Annotated in this window: 19 protein-coding genes; 9 read left to right on the forward strand and 10 right to left on the reverse strand. The window is 73.0% G+C overall.

The genetic code is table 11. The features are described 5' to 3' along the window. The first annotated feature begins 247 nt into the window (after positions 1-247). From ACZ4U1_RS24410 to ACZ4U1_RS24425, 4 genes are all read left to right on the forward strand, one after another. Positions 248-3,178, forward strand: coding sequence for a glycoside hydrolase family 48 protein (locus ACZ4U1_RS24410; RefSeq protein WP_467905927.1), 2,931 nt, complete (start codon positions 248-250; stop codon positions 3,176-3,178). 99 nt (positions 3,179-3,277) lie between these two features. After that, positions 3,278-5,941: a cellulose binding domain-containing protein gene (locus ACZ4U1_RS24415; RefSeq protein WP_467905928.1), complete on the forward strand. Its 2,664-nt coding sequence runs from the start codon at positions 3,278-3,280 to the stop codon at positions 5,939-5,941. Between the two features lie 288 nt (positions 5,942-6,229). After that, entirely contained in the window at positions 6,230-6,688 is a 459-nt protein-coding gene (locus ACZ4U1_RS24420) for a cyclic nucleotide-binding domain-containing protein (RefSeq protein WP_467905930.1), read from the forward strand. A 101-nt stretch (positions 6,689-6,789) separates the two neighbouring features. After that, positions 6,790-7,119, forward strand: a complete 330-nt coding sequence (locus ACZ4U1_RS24425) for an STAS domain-containing protein (protein WP_467905931.1) — start codon at positions 6,790-6,792, stop codon at positions 7,117-7,119. Here the strand turns inward: ACZ4U1_RS24425 and ACZ4U1_RS24430 are convergent. Both ACZ4U1_RS24430 and ACZ4U1_RS24435 read right to left on the reverse strand, forming a co-directional pair. Beyond that, positions 7,116-7,883, reverse strand: coding sequence for a class I SAM-dependent methyltransferase (locus tag ACZ4U1_RS24430; protein ID WP_467905932.1), 768 nt, complete (start codon positions 7,881-7,883; stop codon positions 7,116-7,118). The two genes, ACZ4U1_RS24425 and ACZ4U1_RS24430, sit on opposite strands and share 4 nt — an antisense overlap. 5 nt (positions 7,884-7,888) lie before the next feature. Beyond that, positions 7,889-8,194, reverse strand: coding sequence for a 4a-hydroxytetrahydrobiopterin dehydratase (locus ACZ4U1_RS24435; protein ID WP_467905933.1), 306 nt, complete (start codon positions 8,192-8,194; stop codon positions 7,889-7,891). A gap of 87 nt (positions 8,195-8,281) precedes the next feature. Between ACZ4U1_RS24435 and ACZ4U1_RS24440 the strand changes: the two genes are divergently transcribed. The 3 genes from ACZ4U1_RS24440 to narJ all read left to right on the forward strand — a co-directional run bounded on the left by ACZ4U1_RS24440 (position 8,282) and on the right by narJ (position 10,702). Further along, positions 8,282-9,109, forward strand: coding sequence for a helix-turn-helix domain-containing protein (locus ACZ4U1_RS24440; protein WP_467905935.1), 828 nt, complete (start codon positions 8,282-8,284; stop codon positions 9,107-9,109). 98 nt (positions 9,110-9,207) lie between these two features. Beyond that, the gene (locus tag ACZ4U1_RS24445; protein ID WP_467905937.1) at positions 9,208-10,071 is read left to right on the forward strand and encodes a helix-turn-helix domain-containing protein; all 864 of its coding nucleotides are present in this window, start codon (positions 9,208-9,210) and stop codon (positions 10,069-10,071) included. Between the two features lie 88 nt (positions 10,072-10,159). Next, positions 10,160-10,702: a nitrate reductase molybdenum cofactor assembly chaperone gene (gene narJ / locus ACZ4U1_RS24450; RefSeq protein ID WP_467905939.1), complete on the forward strand. Its 543-nt coding sequence runs from the start codon at positions 10,160-10,162 to the stop codon at positions 10,700-10,702. Here narJ and ACZ4U1_RS24455 read toward each other — a convergent pair. The 5 genes from ACZ4U1_RS24455 to ACZ4U1_RS24475 all read right to left on the reverse strand — a co-directional run bounded on the left by ACZ4U1_RS24455 (position 10,677) and on the right by ACZ4U1_RS24475 (position 16,729). Continuing rightward, entirely contained in the window at positions 10,677-11,102 is a 426-nt protein-coding gene (locus ACZ4U1_RS24455) for an OsmC family protein (protein WP_467905940.1), read from the reverse strand. The genes narJ and ACZ4U1_RS24455 overlap by 26 nt on opposite strands. Positions 11,103-11,168: 66 nt before the next feature. Then, positions 11,169-12,902, reverse strand: coding sequence for a vWA domain-containing protein (locus tag ACZ4U1_RS24460; protein ID WP_467906217.1), 1,734 nt, complete (start codon positions 12,900-12,902; stop codon positions 11,169-11,171). Positions 12,903-12,958: 56 nt separating this feature from the next. Further along, positions 12,959-14,020 (reverse strand): ATP-binding protein, encoded by a 1,062-nt coding sequence (locus tag ACZ4U1_RS24465; protein WP_467905941.1) that lies wholly within the window; start codon positions 14,018-14,020, stop codon positions 12,959-12,961. Between the two features lie 78 nt (positions 14,021-14,098). Continuing rightward, positions 14,099-16,192 (reverse strand): phage holin family protein, encoded by a 2,094-nt coding sequence (locus ACZ4U1_RS24470; protein ID WP_467905943.1) that lies wholly within the window; start codon positions 16,190-16,192, stop codon positions 14,099-14,101. Between the two features lie 105 nt (positions 16,193-16,297). Beyond that, positions 16,298-16,729, reverse strand: a complete 432-nt coding sequence (locus ACZ4U1_RS24475; RefSeq protein WP_388318036.1) for a hypothetical protein — start codon at positions 16,727-16,729, stop codon at positions 16,298-16,300. Positions 16,730-16,813: 84 nt separating this feature from the next. Between ACZ4U1_RS24475 and ACZ4U1_RS24480 the strand changes: the two genes are divergently transcribed. Both ACZ4U1_RS24480 and ACZ4U1_RS24485 read left to right on the forward strand, forming a co-directional pair. After that, entirely contained in the window at positions 16,814-17,587 is a 774-nt protein-coding gene (locus ACZ4U1_RS24480; RefSeq protein ID WP_467906219.1) for an MBL fold metallo-hydrolase, read from the forward strand. Continuing rightward, complete coding sequence (locus ACZ4U1_RS24485) at positions 17,584-18,222, forward strand: DedA family protein (RefSeq protein ID WP_467905945.1); 639 nt, start codon at positions 17,584-17,586, stop codon at positions 18,220-18,222. Before ACZ4U1_RS24480 ends, ACZ4U1_RS24485 begins: the two co-directional genes overlap by 4 nt. Here the strand turns inward: ACZ4U1_RS24485 and ACZ4U1_RS24490 are convergent. The 3 genes from ACZ4U1_RS24490 to ACZ4U1_RS24500 all read right to left on the reverse strand — a co-directional run bounded on the left by ACZ4U1_RS24490 (position 18,205) and on the right by ACZ4U1_RS24500 (position 20,774). Then, positions 18,205-19,266 carry an MBL fold metallo-hydrolase gene (locus ACZ4U1_RS24490; RefSeq protein ID WP_467905946.1) on the reverse strand — a complete coding sequence of 354 codons (1,062 nt, stop codon included), beginning with the start codon at positions 19,264-19,266 and terminating at the stop codon, positions 18,205-18,207. The genes ACZ4U1_RS24485 and ACZ4U1_RS24490 overlap by 18 nt on opposite strands. Beyond that, a complete protein-coding gene (locus tag ACZ4U1_RS24495) occupies positions 19,263-20,519 on the reverse strand; it encodes an aminotransferase class I/II-fold pyridoxal phosphate-dependent enzyme (RefSeq protein ID WP_467905948.1) in 1,257 nt (418 codons plus the stop codon). Before ACZ4U1_RS24495 ends, ACZ4U1_RS24490 begins: the two co-directional genes overlap by 4 nt. 108 nt (positions 20,520-20,627) lie before the next feature. Then, a complete protein-coding gene (locus tag ACZ4U1_RS24500) occupies positions 20,628-20,774 on the reverse strand; it encodes a hypothetical protein (RefSeq protein ID WP_467905949.1) in 147 nt (48 codons plus the stop codon). Between the last annotated feature and the right edge of the window lie 13 nt (positions 20,775-20,787).

A 20,787-nucleotide genomic window follows, 5' to 3' on the forward strand; every position in this document is an offset into this window, starting at 1 on the left:
AGTTTGGCGCGCCGGGACGGACGCGTCGACTGAACGGAATCGCTCCCACTGGTGCGAGTGAAGGTAGCGCCAAGTGGCCGGAATGCCCAGGGGCGTTGCTCGACTTTCCTCAACCGGATCCGTCGAATCTTTTCGACTCTTCAAGCACCTTGACCGGTCCTGGCCCCGTCCTCACTATGGGAGCGCTCCCACTGGTTCAAGCCTTGACTTCTTACCGAGCCGCAAGCCCGCAAGGAGGAACCAGCACATGGATCCCGGACGCAAACGCAGAACGGTGCGTCGGCGCAGAACGGTGCGCCGGTTGTGGACCGCGGTGGCCGCCGCGTTCGCCCTGCCCCTGTCGATGCTCGCCACCGGAAACACGGCCGCGCACGCGGCGTCCGTGCAGTGCAGCGTCGACTACAAGACGAACGACTGGGGTTCGGGCTTCACCGCCGATCTCACGATCACCAACCGCGGCACGGACACCATCGACGGCTGGACGCTGACGTACGCCTACTCGGGCAACCAGAAGCTGACGAGCGGCTGGAACGGCACCTGGTCCCAGTCCGGCCAGACGGTCTCCGTGAAGAACGCCTCGTACAACGGCACCATCGCCGCGGGCGCCGCCGTCTCCACCGGCGCCCAGTTCACCTACAGCGGCAGCAACACCGCCCCCGCCTCCTTCGCCGTCAACGGCACCACCTGTGCCGGCGCCCACCAGCCGCCGGTGACCGTGCTGACCAGCCCCACCGCGGGCGCGGTCTACACACAGGGCCAGGCGGTGCCGCTCGCGGCGACCGCCGCGGCCGCCGACAACGCGACCATCAGCAAGGTGGAGTTCTACGACGACACCACGCTGCTGGGCACGGACACGAGCGCGCCGTACTCGCTCTCGGCCTCCAGCTTGTCGGTGGGCAGTCATTCCCTGGTGGCGAAGGCGTACGACAGCCTCGGCGCGTCCGCCGCCTCCACCCCGGTCGGCATCACCGTCGCCTCCGGCCCCGCCGTGGTCGCCTCGCCGAGCCAACTCGGCGTGCAGCAGGGCAAGTCGGGCACGTTCTCGGTGAAGCTGTCGACGCAGCCGAGCGCGAACGTGACCGTGAGCACCGCGCGCACGGACGGCAACACCGGCCTGTCCGTGACCGGCGGTTCCTCGCTGACCTTCACCCCGTCGAACTGGAACACCGCGCAGACGGTGACCGTCACGGCGGACTCCTCCGGCACCGGCAGCGCGACGTTCACCGCCTCGGCCACCGGCCACACCAAGGCGACGGTCACGGTCACCGAGCTGCCCGCCTCGAAGGCGTACGACGCCCGCTTCCTGGACCTCTACGGGAAGATCACCAACCCGGCGAACGGCTACTTCTCGCCCGAGGGCATCCCCTACCACTCGGTGGAGACGCTGATCGTCGAGGCCCCGGACCAGGGCCACGAGACCACGTCGGAGGCGTACAGCTACCTTCTCTGGCTGCAGGCGATGTACGGCAAGGTCACCGGCGACTGGTCGAAGTTCAACGGCGCCTGGGCGATCATGGAGAAGTACATGATCCCCACGCACGCCGACCAGCCGACCAACTCCTTCTACAACGCCTCCAAGCCGGCGACGTACGCGCCCGAGCTGGACACGCCGAACGAGTACCCGGCGAAGCTGGACACGGGCGTGTCGGTGGGCTCGGACCCGATCGCCGGTGAGCTGAAGTCGGCCTACGGCACGGACGACGTCTACGGCATGCACTGGATCCAGGACGTGGACAACGTCTACGGCTACGGCAACGAGCCCGGCAAGTGCGAGGCCGGCCCCACGGCCACCGGCCCGTCGTACATCAACACCTTCCAGCGCGGTGCGCAGGAATCCGTGTGGGAGACCGTCCCGCAGCCGACCTGCGACGCCTTCAAGTACGGCGGCAGGAACGGCTATCTGGACCTGTTCACCGGCGACAGCTCCTACGCCAAGCAGTGGAAGTACACCGACGCCCCCGACGCGGACGCGCGCGCGGTGCAGGCCGCGTACTGGGCCGACGTGTGGGCGAAGGCGCAGGGCAAGGGGGGTGACGTGTCCGGGACGGTCGCCAAGGCCGCGAAGATGGGCGACTACCTGCGGTACGCGATGTACGACAAGTACTTCAAGAAGATCGGCAACTGCACCAGCACGTCCTGCCCGGCCGGCACCGGCAAGGACGCCTCGCACTACCTGCTGTCCTGGTACTACGCCTGGGGCGGCGCCACGGACACCTCCGCCGGCTGGGCCTGGCGGATCGGCTCCAGCCATGTCCACGGCGGCTACCAGAACCCCCTCGCGGCCTACGCGCTCAGCTCCTACGCCGACCTGAAGCCCAAGTCGGCGACGGGCGCGACGGACTGGTCCACCTCGCTCAAGCGGCAGCTGGAGTTCTACCAGTGGCTCCAGTCGTCCGAGGGCGCGATCGCGGGCGGCGCGACCAACAGCTGGCAGGGCCGGTACGCCAGCCCGCCGGCCGGCACCGCCACCTTCTACGGCATGGCCTACGACTGGCAGCCGGTCTACCACGACCCGCCGTCCAACCAGTGGTTCGGTTTCCAGGCGTGGTCGATGGAGCGGGTCGCCGAGTACTACCAGCAGACGGGGAACGCCACGGCGAAGGCGATCCTCGACAAGTGGGTGAAGTGGGCGCTGTCCAAGACCACGATCAACCCGGACGGCACCTACCGGATCCCCTCCACCCTCCAGTGGTCGGGCCAGCCGGACACCTGGAACGCGTCGAGCCCCGGCAGCAACAGCGGCCTTCACGTCACCGTCGCCGACTACACCGACGACGTCGGCGTGGCCGCCGCGTACGCCAAGACGCTGACCTACTACGCCGCCAAGTCCGGTGACACCGCCGCCAAGTCCACGGCGAAGGCGCTGCTGGACGGCATGTGGAGCAACTACCAGGACAGCCTCGGCATCGCCGTCCCCGAGACCCGCACCGACTACAGCCGGTTCAACGACAGCGTGTACGTGCCGAGCGGCTGGACCGGCACCATGCCCAACGGTGACGCGATCAACTCCTCGTCCACGTTCTCCTCGCTGAGGTCCTTCTACAAGAGCGACCCGAACTGGTCGAAGATCGAGGCCTACCTCAAGGGCGGTGCCGCGCCCGTCTTCACCTACCACCGCTTCTGGGCCCAGGCGGACATCGCCCTGGCCATGGGCTCGTACGCGGAGCTTCTCGAATAACCAGTCCCCGCTAAGGCTCCGTGTACCGCGACGGGCGGCCCCCACCCGCACTGGGGGCCGCCCCGTCGTCGCGCGTTCCCCCGAGGAAGGACCCCCACCGTGCGAAGAACCCGTATCCTCACCGCCGTACTGGCCCTCGCCGCCGGGCTGCTCGCCGGCACCCCGCCCGCACTGGCCGCCGGCGCCCCGAAGACCGCCCTCGCCGCCGACACGTACACCTGGAAGAACGCCCGGATCGACGGCGGCGGCTTCGTCCCCGGGATCGTGTTCAACCGCTCCGAGAAGAACCTCGTCTACGCCCGCACCGACATCGGCGGCGCCTACCGATGGCAGGAGCCGACGAAGAGCTGGACCCCGCTGCTGGACTCGGTCGGCTGGAACGAGTGGGGCCACACCGGCGTGGTGAGCCTGGCCTCCGACCCGGTCGACCCGGACCGGGTGTACGCGGCCGTCGGGACGTACACCAACAGCTGGGATCCGACGAACGGCGCGGTGCTGCGCTCCGCCGACCGGGGTGCGAGCTGGCAGAAGGCGGACCTGCCGTTCAAGCTGGGCGGCAACATGCCCGGCCGGGGCATGGGCGAGCGGCTGGCGATCGACCCGCACAGGAACAGCGTGCTGTATCTGGGCGCGCCCAGCGGCAAGGGCCTGTGGCGGTCGACGGACTCCGGGGCGACCTGGTCGCAGGTGGCGAACTTCCCGAACGTCGGCAACTACCAGCAGGACCCGAGTGATGCGTCCGGTTACGCGAGCGACAACCAGGGCATCGTCTGGGTCACCTTCGACGAGTCGACGGGGTCGTCCGGGACCGCCACGAAGACGATCTACGTCGGGGTCGCCGACAAGGACAACGCGGTCTACCGTTCGACGGACGCGGGCGCCACCTGGACCCGGCTGGCCGGGCAGCCCACGGGCTACCTGGCGCACAAGGGCGTCCTGGACGCGGAGAACGGCTGTCTCTACCTCGCCTACAGCGACAAGGGCGGCCCGTACGACGGCGGCAAGGGGCGGCTGTGGCGGTACGCGACGGCGACCGGCACCTGGACGGACATCAGCCCGGTCGCGGAGGCCGACACCTACTACGGCTTCAGCGGACTGACCGTCGACCGGCAGCACCCGGGCACGGTGATGGCGACGGCGTACAGCTCGTGGTGGCCGGACACGCAGATCTTCCGCTCCACCGACAGCGGCGGCAGCTGGACGAGGGCCTGGGACTACACGTCGTACCCCAACCGCTCGAACCGGTACACCCTCGACGTGTCCTCCTCCCCCTGGCTGACCTTCGGCGCGAACCCGTCCCCGCCCGAACAGACGCCGAAGCTGGGCTGGATGACCGAGTCCCTGGAGATCGACCCGTTCAACTCCAGCCGGATGATGTACGGCACGGGTGCGACGATCTACGGCACCGAGAACCTGTCCGCGTGGGACAGCGGCGGCACCTTCACCCTGAAGCCGATGGTGCAGGGCCTGGAGGAGACCGCGGTCAACGACCTCGCGGCACCACCCTCCGGCGGCGCCCAGCTGTTCAGCGCGCTCGGCGACATCGGCGGCTTCCGGCACACCGATCTCACCAAGGTGCCGTCGATGATGTACACCTCCCCCGCCTTCACCACGACCACCAGCCTGGACTTCGCCGAGGCCGCCCCCGGCACGGTCGTCCGCGTGGGCGACCTGGACTCGGGCCCGCACATCGCGTTCTCGACGGACAACGGCGCCAACTGGTTCGCGGGCACGGACCCCTCGGGGGTGAGCGGGGGCGGCACGGTGGCGGCCGCGTCCGACGGCAGCCGGTTCGTGTGGAGCCCGGCCGGCACGGGTGTGCGGTACACGACGGGCTTCGGCACCTCCTGGTCGGCGTCGAGCGGCATCCCGTCCGGCGCGATCGTGGAGTCGGACCGGCTCGACCCGAAGACCTTCTACGGCTTCAAGTCCGGGAAGTTCTACGTCAGCACGGACGGCGGCGCGACCTTCACCACATCCTCGGCGACGGGCCTGCCGAGCGGTGACAGCGTCCGCTTCAAGGCGCTGCCCGGCACGAAGGGCGACATCTGGCTGGCGGGCGGGGCCACGGACGGGGCGTACGGCCTGTGGCACTCCACGGACGGCGGCGCGAGCTTCGCCAAGCTGTCGAACGTCGAGCAGGCCGACACCATCGGTTTCGGCAAGGCCGCGACCGGAGCCTCGTACCAGACGCTGTACACCAGCGCGAAGATCGGCGGGGTACGCGGCATCTTCCGCTCCACGGACAAGGGCGCGACCTGGACCCGCATCAACGACGACGCCCACCAGTGGGGCTGGACGGGCGCCGCGATCACGGGCGACCCGCGGGTGTACGGCCGTGTGTACATCGGGACCAACGGCCGGGGCGTGATCTACGGCGACACCTCCGGCACGAGCGGCGGGGGCGGGGACGGGGGTACGACACCGGATCCGGCCCCGGCCGGCGCCTGCACGGTGACCTACAAGATCACCAACCAGTGGTCGGACGGCTTCCAGGCGGACGTACAGCTCACCAACACCGGCTCGGCGGCCTGGAACGGCTGGTCCCTCGGCTGGTCCTTCCCGAACGGCCAGAAGATCACGCAGCTGTGGAACGCCGGCTACACCCAGTCGGGGTCGGCGGTGACGGTGAAGAACGTGAGCTGGAACGGCACCGTGGCGGCGGGCTCGTCGGTGGCGTTCGGCTTCACCGGGAGCTGGTCGGGCTCGAACGGGAAACCGGCGACGTTCAAGCTGGGCGACCAGACCTGCACGACCGCCTGACCCCTCTGGTGCTCCGGCGGTTCCCGTGGTGTGCTGGTAGCAGCGGGAAGGACGCGTTCGACCACGCGGAGAAGCGGCCGACTGCCGTGCACCGCGCAATCCGGATCCGCGAGAAGCGGGTGGCGCCCTTCCCGTTTCCTCTCCTACCGGCTCCCTGTGCCCTTCGGGTGCCCGGGTCCCTGTGCGCCCGGGCCGAAGGGCCCCCTGCCGTGCCCATGCGGCCCATGGTGCCGGGCGCCCGGCGCGACCAGGGTGGACGCAGGAGCCACCAGGAAGGGAGCCGGGGCGATGACCTCCGCCACCACCATGACCACAGCTCTGCCGGCCGACCAGCGGGAACCGCTGATGCGCCTCGCCCGCGAGGTCTCGTTCGAGGCCGGCACCCGCCTGTTCGAGGAGGGCCGGCGCGCCGACCGCTTCTGGATCGTGCGCACCGGCACCGTCGCCCTCGACGTGCGGGTGCCCGGCCGCCGACCCGCCGTCATCCGGACCCTCGGCCACGGCGAACTGGTCGGCTGGTCCTGGCACTTCCCCCCGTACCTCTGGCAGCTCGGCGCCGAGGCGACGAGCCCGGTCCGGGCCTGGGAGTTCGACGCCGGCTCCGTGCTCGCGCTGTGCGCCGCGGACCCCGGGTTCGGCCGGACGATCGCGGTCTGGGTCGGCCGCGTGGCCGCCCAGCGGCTGCACGCCTCCCGGATCCGGCTGCTCGATCTCTACGCCCCGTACGGCAGCGGCGACCTGCTCTGAACGCCGTGTCCACGCCCAGCGCGCAGCCGATGATCCGCCCAGGCCCCCGCGTGGGCCGTTCGGCCCTACCGGGATCCCCGCCGTCCCGGTTCGCTGGGGCCATGCCCGAGACCCACGAGCCGCCCGGACCGGCCCTGCCCGCCGGTCCCACGGTACTGCCGCTGCCCGGAGAGATCGATCTGCTGACCGCGCCCGCCCTGGCGGAACGACTCGACGCCCTCACCGCGCGCCCGCGCCCCGACCTGGTCCTGGACCTCCGGCCGACCGAGTTCATCGACTGCACCGGCCTGGGCGTGCTGTGCCGGGCACGCGACCGCGTCCTGGCACGGCGGGGCCGGCTGCGGCTGGTCACGGACAGCACCGGCTTCCTGCGCATGCTCCACGCGACGGGCCTGTGGGGCACTTTCGAGGTACAGCCGCAGCTTCCCTAGGACCCGGCGGGGACGTCCGCCGGCGCCGGTCTGCGGAAGGCGCGCAAAGTGAAGTGCGGGTCGGGGCGGGGACGGTCCTGGTCGGGGAGTGCGGCCAGCCGCGTGGCGAACTCCTCGGTGCGCGGCTCGCCCGGCGGCAGCTGGGTGAACCAGCCCCGGCGCAGGTCGGCGATGGTGCTGCGGGGGCTGCGGCCCTGTCCGGTGCCGCGGAAGGAGCCCTGGCCGGCGGGCCGGAGGCCGAGGCGGACGGCGTGCGCGGTGACGGTGTCCGCGGCGTCGGCGGCGGGGCGGCGCGGGCGGGTCGCGAGGACGGTGTCGATGTCGCTGCCGACGTCGTGCGCGGCGGCCTTGTCGACGGTGGTGACGTACACCCCGCCGGGCCGCAGCACCCGGGCGCACTCGGCGAGCACCGCGCGCAGGTCCTCGGGGTCGTCCAGCAGGTGCAGCAGCCAGATGCTGGTGACCGCGTCGAAGGTGCCGTCGGGGAAGGGCAGCCGGCGGCTGTCGGCCTGGACGACCGCGCCGGGCAGCCGGGCCGAGGCCATGCGGATCATGGCCGGGGTGAGATCCGCGCCGGTCACCCGCAGGCCGGGGCGCGCGGCGGCGAGCCGCCGGCTGACGAGCCCGGTACCGCAGGCCACGTCGAGAAGGCGGCCCGGCCCCCCGGGTATCAGGCCGAGGACGGCCTGTGCGGCCTCCTGGGCGCGGGCCTCGCCGCCGCGCAAGGCGTCGTAGTCGCCGGCTTCCTTCTCGTAGTCGAGCACGCCGCTCAGTGTGCCCCGTGGCCTGGGGCGATGTCCTCCACCCTGCGGGCGAGGCCGAAGTCCTTCCCGGTGACGACGCCGCCCGCGCTGTGGGTGTTCACGCTGAGGGAGACGGTGTTGTAGCCGAGGGTGAGGTCGGAGTGGTGGTCCAGCTCGTCCTGGATGCCGGCGATGTGCACGACCAGTGCCGCCGCCGCGAAGTGCGAGCCGAGCCGGTAGGTGCGGGTGAGGCGGTCGCCGTCCAGGGACCAGCCGGGCAGTTCGGCCAGCCGGTCCTCGATCTCCTTCTGCGACAGCGGTTCGACGGCCATGGCCGGGCTCCCTTCGGTGCTGTCCCCGGTGCGGGGAAGGCGGACATGGGTTCAGCCTGCCACGCCGCCGGTACTAGGGTCGGCGGTATGCCTCTCGCCGTGTCCGGTCCCTCCGCCTCCTCCGCCGCCACCGGCAAGGGTGTCGGCCCGCTGCTGCGCGCCTGGCGGGAGCGGCGCCGGATCTCCCAGCTGGAGCTGGCGCTGCGCGCCGACTCCTCCGCGCGGCACATCAGTTTCGTGGAGACGGGCCGGTCCCGGCCGAGCGAGGAGATGGTGCTGCGGCTCGCCGAGCAGTTGGAGGTGCCGGTGCGGGAGCGCAACGCCCTGCTGCTGGCGGCCGGTTACGCCCCGCGCTATCCGGAGACCCCGCTGGACGACCCGGCGCTGGACGCGCTGCGCGACGGCATGGAGCGGCTCATCCGCGGCTACGAGCCCTACCCCGCGCTGGTGGTCGACGCCGGGTACACGGTCGTCGCCGCCAACCGGGGCATCGCCATGCTGCTGGCGGGCGTGCCCGAGAAGCTGCTGGCCCCGGCGCCGAACGCGATGCGGCTGACCCTGCACCCGGAGGGGCTGGCGCCGCGCATCCGGAATCTGCGGGAGTGGCGCGGGCATCTGCTGGCCCAGATGGAGCGGGAGATCGCCCTGCACCGCTCGGACCGGCTCCGCGCGCTGTACGAGGAGGTGGCCGCCTACCCGGTGCCGGAGGAGCCGCCCGGCGCCGAACCGGCCGAGCCCGTACCGTACTTCGCGCTGCCGATGCGCATCGAACACGCCGGCCGGGTCCTGTCGTTCGTGTCCTCGATCTCCACGTTCAACACGCCGATGGACGTCACGGTCGCCGAACTCGCCATCGAGACGTTCCTCCCGGCGGACCCGGCGACCGCCAAGTACCTGCACACCCTGGCCGGTTGACACCGGCCCGGGGCGGTTCGTCGCCTCGGGCACGTGTGCGAGACGGCGACCCGTGACAGACTGCTCCCCGCGGATCGGCGCGTAGGGGAGGGCGTGGCGTGAGTGAGCGGCGGGCTGCGCCCACCGTGGGCCAGGTGGTGCTCGGCAAGCGGTTGCAGGAGTTGCGGGAGGCGGCGGGCCTCAGCCGCGACGAGGCCGCCCGGGTGCTCAGGGTGGCGTCGGCGACCGTACGGCGGATGGAGATGGCCGAGGTCGCGCTGAAGATCCCCTACGTGCAGGTGCTGCTGGACACCTACGGGGTGCCCGAGGAGGAGGCCGACGCGTTCGTGCGGCTGGCCGAGGAGGCGAACCAGCCGGGCTGGTGGCAGCGGTTCCACGACGTGCTGCCGGACTGGTTCAGCCTGTACGTCAGCCTGGAGGGCGCCGCCCGGATCATCCGCTCCTACGAGCCGCACTTCGTGCCCGGCCTGCTGCAGACCGAGGACTACGCGCGGGCGGTGCTGGAGGCCGGGACGATCGGGCAGAGTTCGCCGGAGACGGTCGAGCGGCATGTGTCGCTGCGCATGGAGCGGCAGCGGCTGCTGGAGCGGGACGACCCGCCCCACCTGTGGGTGATCATGGACGAGACGGTGCTCCGGCGCCCGGTGAGCATGCGCCCGGAGGTGCTGCGGGACCAGCTGGACCGGCTGCTGGAGTACGCCGGACGGGACCGGGTCACGTTGCAGATAGCCGAGTTCGCGGCGGGTCCGCACCCGGGGACGTACGCGCCGTTCACGCTGTTCCGCTTCGCCGAGCCGGAGCTGCCGGACATGGTGTTCACCGAGTACCTGACCGGCGCGCTCTACCTGGACGCGCGCCGGGAGGTGGCCGCGCACCTGGAGGTGCTGGACCACATGACGGCCCGGGCCGCGTCCGCCCGGCGCACGCTGAAGCTGCTGCGGGAGCACCGCGAGCGGCTCTGAGCCCGGTGTGACCCGTACGGGTCTGCGAACAGGTGCGTTCCCGGGCCCGCCCCTAGTTTCCTGAGTACGACGACGCGAAGGAGGCCTGATGCCCTCGGACGCGGTGCTCTACCAGGCGGCGGCGCTCTGCCTGACCTACCCGGACGGCGATCTCATCGCCCGGCTGCCGCTGCTGCGTGAGGCAGCCCCGCAGCTGCGGGAGTTCACCGACCACGCGGCCCTCACCCCGCCGGAGGAACTGGCCGCACACTATGTGCGGGTCTTCGGCCTCGGGGACCGGCACAGCCTGTACATGAGCCGGTGGCACGACGGCGACGTCCGGCGGCACGGCATGTCCGTGGCCCGGTTCCAGGACGTCTACCGCCGGCACGGGCTGGAGTTCAACGGCGAGGAGCTGCCGGACTTCCTGCCGGCGGTGCTGGAGTTCACGGCGCGCACCGGCGACAGCGTTCTGCTGACCGAGTACCGCGACGGCCTGGAGCGACTGCGTATGCGACTGACCGGCTACGGCACACCGTATGCGGGCGTCCTGGACGCGGTGTGCGCCACCCTGCCGCCCGGACAGGGCGGTGCCGCGCCCCCGGGCGGGGCGCGGCACCGGAGCGTCAGGCCAGCTCGGCCGTCAGCGTGATCGTCGTACCGGCCAGGGCCTGGCTGACCGGGCAGTTCTTCTTGGCGCCCTCGGCGGCCTCACGGAAGCCGTCCTTGTCCAGGCCCGGCACCTCGCCGCGCACGGTGATGTGGATGCCGGTGATGCCCTCGCCGGGCTGGAAGGTGACGTCGGCCTTGGTCTCCAGCCGGGTGGGCGGGGTGCCGGCGCCGGTCAGGCCGTGCGAGAGCGCCATGGAGAAGCAGCTGGAGTGGGCGGCGGCGATCAGCTCCTCGGGGCTGGTCTTGCCGTTCGCCTGTTCGGCGCGCGACGGCCACGACACCGGCTGCGAGCCGATGCCGGAGGAGTCGAAGGTGACGGTGCCGCTGCCCTTGAGCAGTTCGCCTTCCCAGACGGTGTGCGCGGTGCGCGTGGTGGCCACGATGCTTCCTTTCGCGAGTGTCGCGGTTCCGGGGTTCCCGGATCTCCTATCCGATCACATTCGGGCTCATCGCACTCTGAAGACCGGCCCACGCGGTGTGAACGGCAGGTGACTTCCCTGCGGGATCAGATAGGCGTGCTCCCTGCGCACCCGCAGCACGTCGCACCAGCCGTCGGTGATCACCAGCACGGGCGCGCCGGGCGGGAAGTCGTCGGCCCGGTGCAGCAGGTCGATGCCGGGCTGCAGGACCGTACCGCCGCGCCCGTGGACCCGGACCCGGCCCGCGATCTCGGTGACCGGCAGATAGCCGGCGTCGTGCGGGGCCGCGTCGCAGAACACCACACGGGCGGCCGGTACGTCGCGGGACTCGGCGTAGGAGGCGATCGCGCCGAGCGCCTTGCCGAGCAGGCTGTGGCTCATCGAGCCGGAGGTGTCGAGGACCACCCCGAAGGTGCAGCGGGCGACCTCCTCGAGCGGGAAGTAGCGGCCCGCGCGCGGGATGTCCGGGGTGGAGGCCTGGCGGCGCGCGGGCCGGGCGTACGACCGGACGGGTTCCGGGCGGGGCACGAACTCGTCGAACCAGCGGGCCAGCTGCGCGTCCCAGGGCAGCGGCGGGTGGCTGAGGGCGCGGATCTCCTCGACCAGGCCGCCGGGCAGGAAGCCGCGCTCCTGCGCCCGGTGCAGGTCCAGGCCCCGGGTGAGGCCGCGGCGGTAGAACTCGTCCAGGTCGACGTAGTCGCGGACCGGGCGGAGCGGGCCGCCGAGGACGTCGCCGGTGCCCTTGCCGCGCAGGGTGGCCAGGCGGCGCATTCGGCGCAGGTCGCCGGCGAGGCGGTCGTAGACCTCCTCGGCGGACAGGCCGGCCAGCTGCGGGTCGTGCAGCAGTCCCTCGGGCATGGTGCCGACCCGCATCTCGACCAGCCAGCCGTTGATGACGTAGTCGCAGGCGACGTTGAACAGGTAGGGGTCGCGGGTGCCGCAGCGGTCGCCGTGGCGCAGGGCGGCGTGCAGCATCTCGTGGGCGAGGATGAACCGCCACTCCTCGTCCTCGAAGCGGCGCAGCGGGTTGACGTAGATCTCGCCGGCCTCGGGGTCGACGGCGGCGATCTGGATGCCGTGGGCGCGGGCGAGTTCGGCGTCGGCGACCAGGGTGATGCCGGCCGCGATGCCGCCGAGCAGCGGGTAGGAGGAGACGAACCAGCTCAGCGCCTGCTCCCAGGGGCGGCGCACGGCCGGCTCGTCGTCGAGGCTGTCCCGGCGTCCGCCGGCCATGTCCATCGCGGCGGACACGGTCCGGGTCAGGGCGGTGGCGAACGCCAGCTGGCGGTCCGGGGCGGGACCCCGCCAGGCGAGCCACTCGGTGAGCACCTGGTCGGGTGCGGATCCGGCGGTGCCGCAGCGTTCGTAGGCGGGCGGCAGGCCGTGGGCGCGCCAGCGGGCGGCGAGCCGCTCCTCGTCGCCGTCGGGGTAACTCGCGGGCAGTTCCTCGGGGGCGGTGCCGACGGGGAAGCCGAGCAGGAAGCGGTTGACGACGACGCAGCGGGCGGCGAGGTCGTACCGGTCGGGCTGCTCGCGCGGCCCCTTCGCGGCCGGGAGGTGTCCGAAGCCGAGGTGGAGGGCGGCGTGCGCGAGCGCCCACGCCCAGGCACCGGGCTCGGCGAGCCGGTCGGGGTCGGCGTGCACGGTGCCGTCGGAGTCGGTGACGAGCAGGCCCTCGCGCGGGGCGAAGACGCAGCTCTCGCTGCGGCAGACGCTGAACTCGACGGCGGCGAGTGCCGGGTTGGCGCGCAGCAGCCGCATCCCCTCGGCGAACGCCTCGCCGGCCCGGTCCCGCTTCTTCTTCGGCGGGGCGGGGCTCACCGCCGCGCCTCCACCAGGCGGGGCATGTCCCGGGCGGCCTCGACCAGGAACCACGACGGCAGGACCGGGTTGCCGTCGGCGTCCGCGGCGATGACGGTCTGGGCGACCTCGACGGAGATCTCGGCGAGCTGCACCAGCAGCGCCTTGGCGCGGTAGGCGATCTGCCGGCCGTTCGCCGACATGTGCTCCTTGCCGGCGGGCAGTTCCTTCACGAGCCGGCCGCGGAAGGACTCGGCGAGGTAGTACAGCAGGTCACGGTCCTGGACGCGGTGCGGCCAGCGGGCGTCGCCCTTGAGGATCGCCTCGATCCCGAACCGGCTGCGCACGACCTTGACGTAGCCGCAGAAGGCGGTGGCGTGCGCCGGGGTGAGCGTGCCGTGCGCGAGGACGTTCAGGGTCGGCTCGTCCAGGTCGGGGCCGAAGGAGTGCAGGGCGTCGGAGAGCATGTGCCAGGAGCGGGGCGTGGAGAACGGCTCCTCTGTCTTGGGCGGCTTGGACCACAGGTGGTCCGGCCGGTCGGTGAGGTGGTCCAGGATCCACGGGTGGATGCCGTTGTCCGCGGCCCACGCCAGCCAGTCCTTCGCGGACACCTCGAGGTGGACGTGGGCGAGCCGGTTCACCAGGGCGGAGGCGAGCGGCCGGGCCAGGGCGTTGTCGGTGGAGCGGTTCCCGGCGCCGATGACGACGGACCCCTCCGGCAGCTCGTAGTTCCCGATCCGGCGGTCCAGGATGAGGGAGTAGAACGCCTTCTGCACGTCCGGGGCGGCGGCGTTCAGCTCGTCCAGGAACAGGCAGTACGGCTCGTCCCGCGCGATCACCTCCGGCGGGCAGAACACCGACCGTCCGTCCCGGATCTGCGGCACGCCGATCAGGTCCTCGGGCGCGAGCTGCGTGCCCAGCAGGCTCACGCACTCCAGCCCCAGCGAGGCCGCGAACTCCCGCACCAGCGACGACTTGCCGATGCCCGGGGCGCCCCAGAGGAAGACGGGCCGGACGGTGGCCAGGCCGAGGAGAAGTTCGGGGACACGGGCGGGGGTGACGGTGACGGCGGCCTGCAAAGCGAGGAGTCCTTGGGTGTTCGAGTGATGTACGACTCGAACAGTGTGGGTGTACGGCGGTGCGGGCGCAGCCGATTTTCAGGCGGCCCGCTCCTCCTCCACGTCCGGGGCGAGCGGCACCTGGGGTCCGTCCGACTCGCCCAGCCAGCGGCGCAGTACGCGGTGGACGTGCTCGGCGCCGGTCAGCTCCTCCCCGTCCGCGGCCGGTGCGGACAGCTCCCGGGGGGAGAGCAGGAACGGGTGGGACTGGGCGCCGCCGAGGCCGCCGTGGGAGCCGATCTGCTCCTCGAAGGCGAGGACTTCGCCGTCGGCGGGGTCGTAGGCGGAGTTCACCATGATGTCGGCGGTGTGCGGGAAGGAGTGGGTGCGGCGGACGGCGTCGGCGGCGCCGGGGCCGAAGGCGGCCAGCGGGCCGGGTTCGTCGTCCAGCCTGGCCAGCGGGATCTCGGCACCGTGGGCGCCCAGCACCACGCCGTCGTGCTCTTCGCTGCGCACCAGCAGGAAGCCGATGCCGGGGTGGTTGGCGAGGGTGGGGAGCAGGGCGGGGTGGCGGGCGTCGATCTCCTCCTTGGTCATGCGGTGCGGGACGTCCGGGAAGGAGACCAGGCCGAGGTTGCCGGAGGCCAGCACGATCGGCTCGGAGCGGCGGGCGGGGCGGTGGTCCTCGGGCTTCTCCTCCACCGGCCGGCGCAGGGCGGCGCGGACGGCGGTGCGGGCCTCGGCGCCGCTGCGGGTCCGCTCGGCCCGGCGCGGGACGGGCAGTCCGCAGCCGGCCCGGACCAGGTCGCCGAGGGTGAGGCCGTAGCGGGAGCGGAAGGTTTCGCCGGGGCTCTGTCCGTGGTCGGAGAGGACGACGATCCGGTAGGGGCGCGGGGCGTGTTCGGCGACGCGTTCGAGGAGGGCGAGGGACCGGTCGAGGCGCTGCAGGACCTTCTCGGCGTCGCGGCTGTGCGGGCCGGAGTGGTGGGCGACCTCGTCGTAGGCGACGAGGTCGGCGTAGACGGAGGTGCGGCCGGCGAGCATGTCACCCATGACCGCGGCGACCACGACGTCCCGTTCGACGACGGTCGCGAAGGCGCGGACGAACGGGTACAGGCCGCCCCGGGCGACGCGCGGGCGCTGTCCGCGCAGGCGTGCGCGGGTGGACTGGCCGATCTCGCGGGCCACCTCGGCGACGAAGGACAGGGCGGTGCGGACGGCGTTCGCGGGGTCGGAGAAGTAGGCGAAGTAGCCGGCGCGGGAACGGTTCTCCCGGCCGCGGCGGCGGGTGGCGATCGACAGCACGAGGGCCTGTTCGCCGGCCCCGCCGCTGAACAGGTTGCCGCGGCTGGCGCCGTCGACGGTGAGCAGCCCGCCGTCGCGGGTGTGCCGTACGGCCCGGCGCTGCAGTTCGGCGGCGCTCGTCGGCCGGTTGCAGACCATCACCTCGCCGCGGTCCTTCTCGTACCAGCGGAAGGCGGGCACGTCGAAGGTGCTGCCGTGCAGGATGCCGAGCTGACTGGCGCCGGTCTGGCTGGACCAGTCGGTGCGCCAGGGGGTGAGGCGGTGGGTGGGGAGGCGGGTGGTGTGCTCCGTGCCGTCGGCGGCGGACAGCCAGCGGGCCACGGTCGGCATCAGCCCCTTGCGGACCGCGTCCACGAGGACGTCGTGGCCGACGCCGTCGAGCTGGACGCAGACCAGGCCCGGGGCGGTGGGGCAGGGCGGTCGGGCGCGGCGGCCGCGGGTGGCGAGGCGGTGCAGCCGGCGGCGGTAGGCCTCGTCGTCGCGGACGGCGAGGGCCGCGCCGGTGGCGGAGGCCACGGCGGACATCACGGCGGCCACGATGACGGCGGTCTCGGGCGCCGCCTCGGCGTCCCCGGAGGGGTTGACGCGCAGGGCGAGCAGCAGCAGGGAGCCGTTGAGGAAGAAGACCAGCAGACCGAGGACGAGCGCGGGGACGAGCAGCAGCAGGCGGACCAGGGCCGGCCAGGCCACGGCCGACAGGACGCCGAAGGCGCCGGCGCCGCAGGCGGCGGTGACGGCGATCCGGGTGGCGCTGTCACCGTCGGCGGACTGGAGCTGGAAGTCGGGCAGCAGCACGGCGAGGACCAGCATGGTGACCGTGGAGACCGCCCATACGGCGACGCTCCGCCCGACCTGACTGGCGATCCGCCGCCACCGCACGCCCCGCACGCCCCGTACATCCTCCGTTCCGGCCCTCCCCCGTCCGCCGGGCGGGGCACGGGCCGCCTCCACCCTGTCACACCGGGCGCGCTCCGGCGCCGAAGGCCTCCCGGGTCACCGTCCGTCGTAGCCGGCCGTCGGCATCGACAGCCGCCGGTGCACCCGTGCCTTCATCTGCGCGTCGTACGACGGCTCGGCCCGCCCCACCGTCTCCACCCGCACACCCCGGCGCGCGCACTCGGCGGTGAACTCCTCCACCGACGACAGGGCCCGGCGCAGCACCCGGAGGCTGGGCGCGACGAACACGTCCACCCCGGGCCGCACTCCGTCCCAGAGCGCGCAGTGATCGAAACGCAGACCGCCGACGAGAAGTTCCCGGGCGACCACGTAGCCGCGCTCGGCGGCCCAGCGGGCGCACATGGCGTGCTGGCTGCGCGAGTCCACCAGGAAGGGGTCGGCCTCCAGTTCCTCCAGAGGTGTCAGGCTCGCGATGGCGGTGACCCGCACCGTCGTGAGCGCGCCGAAGGCACCCCGCAGCTGTCCCATGGCGTCCCCCTCACCTCCGGGTTTCGCCGCCGACCCTACTCCTGCCCGTAGGCTTCGGGGAGTCGCGTGAAGGAGGCGAAGAGAGTGCCGGTGGAGATCACCTGGTGGGGTCACGCCACCTGCGCGCTGGAGGATGCGAACACACGACTGATCACCGATCCCCTGTTCGCACGCCGACTGGCTCATCTGCGCCGCCGCCGGGGCGCCGTACCGCCCGCCGAGGCCCGTCACGCGGACGTGGTGCTCGTCTCGCACCTCCACGCCGACCATCTGCATGTGCCGTCGCTGGAGTGCTTCGGCCCGGGCACGCGCCTGCTCGTGCCCCGGGGCGCACCACGGGCGGTGCCCGGTCTGCGCCGGCTGCGGCACCTGCGGATCACCGAGGTGGTGCCCGGCGACGAGGTGCGGATCGGCGCGCTGCTGGTCCGGGTGGTGCCGGCGCTGCACGACGGGCGGCGGCTGCCGGTGGGCCCGCGGCGCTCGCCCGCGCTGGGCTACGTCGTCCAGGGCGAGGCGCGGACGTACTTCGCCGGGGACACCGGGCTGTTCGACGCGATGGCCGAGCGGGTCGGGCCGGTGGACGTGGCACTGCTGCCGGTGGGCGGCTGGGGGCCGTATCTCGGGGAGGGGCATCTGGACGCGGGGCGGGCGGCGCGGGCGCTGGCCCGGCTGGCGCCGCGGGTCGCGGTGCCGGTGCACTACGGGACGTACTGGCCGATCGGCATGGACGCGGTGCGCCCGCACGAGTTCCACGCGCCGGGTGACGAGTTCGTGCGGCTGGCGGCGGCGGCCGCGCCCGAGGTGGCGGTGCACAAGCTGGGGCACGGGGAGAGCGTGCGGCTGGAGGTCGCCCGGTGACGTGGCTCGCCGACGCGTCGAGAGCCGTGACGCCCGAATACACGCAGCAGGCGGTGGGCTATCCGTCGTTGTTCCTGCTGGTGCTGATCGGGGCGCTGGTGCCGGTGGTGCCGACGGGGGCGCTGGTGAGTTCGGCGGCGGTGGTGGCGTTCCATCAGACGGCGCCGCTCTCCCTGGCGTTGGTGTTCGTGGCGGCCTCGCTGGCCGCGTTCCTGGGGGACGCGGCGCTGTACTGGCTGGGGCGGCGCGGGATGCGGTCGAAGAACGGGTCGCGGTGGCTGGAGGCGATCCGGGCGCGGGCGCCGGAGGAGCGGCTCGCGCAGGCGCGGGGGAAGTTGGCGGAGCACGGGGTCGCGGTGCTGGTGCTGTCCCGGCTTGTCCCCGCGGGGCGGATACCGGTGATGCTGGCCTGTCTGATGGCGGAGTGGCCGTTGCGGCGGTTCTCGCGGGGGAACCTGCCCGCGTGTCTGGCCTGGGCGGCCACTTATCAGGTGATCGGGATCTTGGGGGGTTCGCTGTTCGAGGAGCCTTGGGAGGGGGTCGTGGTGGCGGTGGGGCTGACCGTTCTGTTCAGCGTGGCACCGGGTGTGTGGCGGCGGGTTCGGGCGGGGCGCGCTTCAGTCCAGGACTCTTGAAGCCCCCACCGGCAGATCCCACAGGTCCTCTCGCTTAAGACCCGCCTTCTCCCAGGCCGTCCGCACCCGCGTGAGCGGTTCGAGGACGGGCTCCGCCGAGAGGATGAAGGTGGCCCAGTGCATGGGGGCCATGCGGCGGGCGCCCAGGTCGAGGGTGGCCTGGACCGCTTCCTCGGGGTCGCAGTGGACGTCGCTGAGCCACCAGCGGGGGTCGTAGGCGCCGATGGGCATGAGGGCGAGGTCGATGCCGGGGTAGCGGCGGCCGATGCGGGTGAACCAGTGGCCGTAACCGGTGTCGCCGGCGAAGTAGACGCGCTGCCCCTCGGGGGCGGTGAGGACCCAGCCGCCCCAGAGGCTGTGGCAGGTGTCGGTGAGGGTGCGCTTGGACCAGTGGTGGGCGGGGACGAAGTCGAAGCGGACCCCGGAGAGTTCGGCGCCCTCCCACCAGTCCAGCTCGGTGACGACGGTGAACCGGCGGCGGCGGAACCAGCGTCCGAGGCCGGCGGGCGCGAACACCGGGGTGTCGCGCGGGAGCCGGCGCAGGGTGGGGGCGTCCAGGTGGTCGTAGTGGTTGTGGCTGATGACGACGGCGTCCACGCGGGGCAGGGTCTCCCAGGGCACGCCCACCGGGGTGATGCGGGCCGGGGTGCCGAGGATGCGGCGGGACCAGACGGGGTCGGTGAGGACGGTGAGCCCGCCGACCCGGACGATCCAGCTGGCGTGTCCCGCCCAGGTGACGGCGACGGTGCGGGTGTCGACGCGGGGCAGCGGGGCCGGTTCGTACGGCAGGCGGGGGATGTCGGCGAGGCCTTCGGCGCCGGGGCGCACGGCGCCTTCGCGGGCGAAGCGGGCGAGCGCCTTGAGGCCGGGCAGCGGTGCGGTGAGCCGGTCGTGGAACGTGCGGGGCCAGACCCGGTGTTCGCCCAGCGGGCGGGGCTCGGCGAGGGGCGGGAAGGGGGGCGCGAGGGGGGCCGGCGTGCCGGGTTCGCCGACTGTCGTGGTCGTCGTCGGGACCGGGCCGGGCTCATGCGTCTGCTGCGTCATCGAGGAGGCTCCCATCGCTGAGCGTCGCGGAGATCGTCGAAGGCCGACCTCAAGGAGATCAACGCGCGTTGCACCTGTGGCAGTTCCAACGGGGCGGGTGACGTGAGGCATTCCGTGCGTTCCTCCTCCGTGCCGCCCAGCAGCGGCCCCGTGGCGAGCCGTACGCGCAGCGCGCCGAGGTCGTCGCCGAAGCGGTGGCCGCCGGGCGCGGGCATGCCGAGCCGGGCGGTGAGCAGGTCCTCCAGTTCCTGTGCGTCGCCGACACCCTGGGCGGCGAGCGGTTCGCGCAGCGGGCCGAGGTCGGCGTACAGATGGCGGCCGGCCTGCGGGGGGCGGGCGAGCGCGCCGGCGGCGACGACCGCGGTGTGCGCGGCGGCGGCCACGCGCGCGTGCAGCCGTACGGTGGCCTCGCGGCGTTCGGTGACGGGCGGCGGTTCGTCGAGGGCGTAGCCGGCGGCCGCCGCGACCGGTGCGGCGATCCGGGCGCCGAGGGCGGTGAGGATGTCGAGCACGCGCGCGTGGAGGTGCCGTCCGGCGTCGGTGAGCGGGAAGCGGGCGACGGCGGCGGGCCAGCCGGGGGGCAGCAGGGCGCCGGCCAGGTCGGTGACGACGGTGACCTGGTCGGGCTGCATCTCGGCCGGGCTGAGCAGCACGGTCTCGCGCGGGGCGTGCACGGTGTCGCGCCAGGTCTCGTCGCTGACCAGGTGCAGGCCCTCGGCGGTGGCGGCCTCCACGGTCTCGTGCAGCAGTTCGGGCGGAGCGACGGTGGCGGTGGGGTCGTCGGCGACGGACAGCACCAGCAGCCGCGGGTCGCCGCCCTCCGCGCGGACCCGGCGCACCGTCTCCAGCAACGCGTACGGGTCGGGGACGCCGCCGCTCTCGGCCGGGGTCGGCACATGGTAGGCGGGCCGGCCGAGCAGCCGGGCGTACGGCGCCCACCAGGCGGCGCAGGGCCGGGGTACGAGGATGTCCGCGCCGTCGCCGGCGAGCGCGGCGGTCAGGGCGAGCAGCAGGGCGGGGGCACCGGGTCCGGCGGCCACCTGGTCGGGGACGGTGGGCAGTCCGCGCCGGGTCCAGTAGCCGCAGGCGGCCTCCAGCAGGGCGGGGGCGCCGCCGACGGGCTGGGCGTGGGCACGGCTCGCGGCGGCGGAGAGTACGGCGGAGAGTTCCGGCAGTACGGGCAGGCCGTCGGCGGGGAGGGGCGGCCCGTAGCGGACGGGGCCGTGGTCCTCCTCGGGGTCCGTCCGCCGCATGTCCGCCTCCGCAGTCCGTGGTCTGTTCCTGTGATCTCCGGGCGGTGCTCTCGGGAACCTGTCTACCCGCCGGACGGCCCTCCATGGGCGGTGTCGGAGTTGCCCAGGTCACATCCGTGTGGGTGCGCCGCTCAGGAAGCGCCTGCGGCCGTACACCCGGTAGACGGCGCCCGCGCAGGCGGCGGCGAGGCAGGCGGCGCCGACGGCGAGCGCCGGGACCGAGTCGTTGAACGTGCCGCCCTGTCCCGCGTCCACGCCTCGCTGGACG

It is taken from the genome of Streptomyces sp. NPDC028928 (genome assembly GCF_055564915.1).

Bases quoted from the DNA above. Each gene is read 5' to 3' on its own strand.
- ACZ4U1_RS24410 (WP_467905927.1), top strand. From the start codon at position 248: ATGGATCCCGGACGCAAACGCAGAACGGTGCGTCGGCGCAGAACGGTG.
- ACZ4U1_RS24420 (WP_467905930.1), top strand. From the start codon at position 6,230: ATGACCTCCGCCACCACCATGACCACAGCTCTGCCGGCCGACCAGCGG.
- ACZ4U1_RS24425 (WP_467905931.1), top strand. From the start codon at position 6,790: ATGCCCGAGACCCACGAGCCGCCCGGACCGGCCCTGCCCGCCGGTCCC.
- ACZ4U1_RS24435 (WP_467905933.1), bottom strand. From the start codon at position 8,194: ATGGCCGTCGAACCGCTGTCGCAGAAGGAGATCGAGGACCGGCTGGCC.
- ACZ4U1_RS24440 (WP_467905935.1), top strand. From the start codon at position 8,282: ATGCCTCTCGCCGTGTCCGGTCCCTCCGCCTCCTCCGCCGCCACCGGC.
- narJ (WP_467905939.1), top strand. From the start codon at position 10,160: ATGCCCTCGGACGCGGTGCTCTACCAGGCGGCGGCGCTCTGCCTGACC.
- ACZ4U1_RS24460 (WP_467906217.1), bottom strand. From the start codon at position 12,902: ATGCGGCTGCTGCGCGCCAACCCGGCACTCGCCGCCGTCGAGTTCAGC.
- ACZ4U1_RS24475 (WP_388318036.1), bottom strand. From the start codon at position 16,729: ATGGGACAGCTGCGGGGTGCCTTCGGCGCGCTCACGACGGTGCGGGTC.
- ACZ4U1_RS24490 (WP_467905946.1), bottom strand. From the start codon at position 19,266: ATGACGCAGCAGACGCATGAGCCCGGCCCGGTCCCGACGACGACCACG.
- ACZ4U1_RS24495 (WP_467905948.1), bottom strand. From the start codon at position 20,519: ATGCGGCGGACGGACCCCGAGGAGGACCACGGCCCCGTCCGCTACGGG.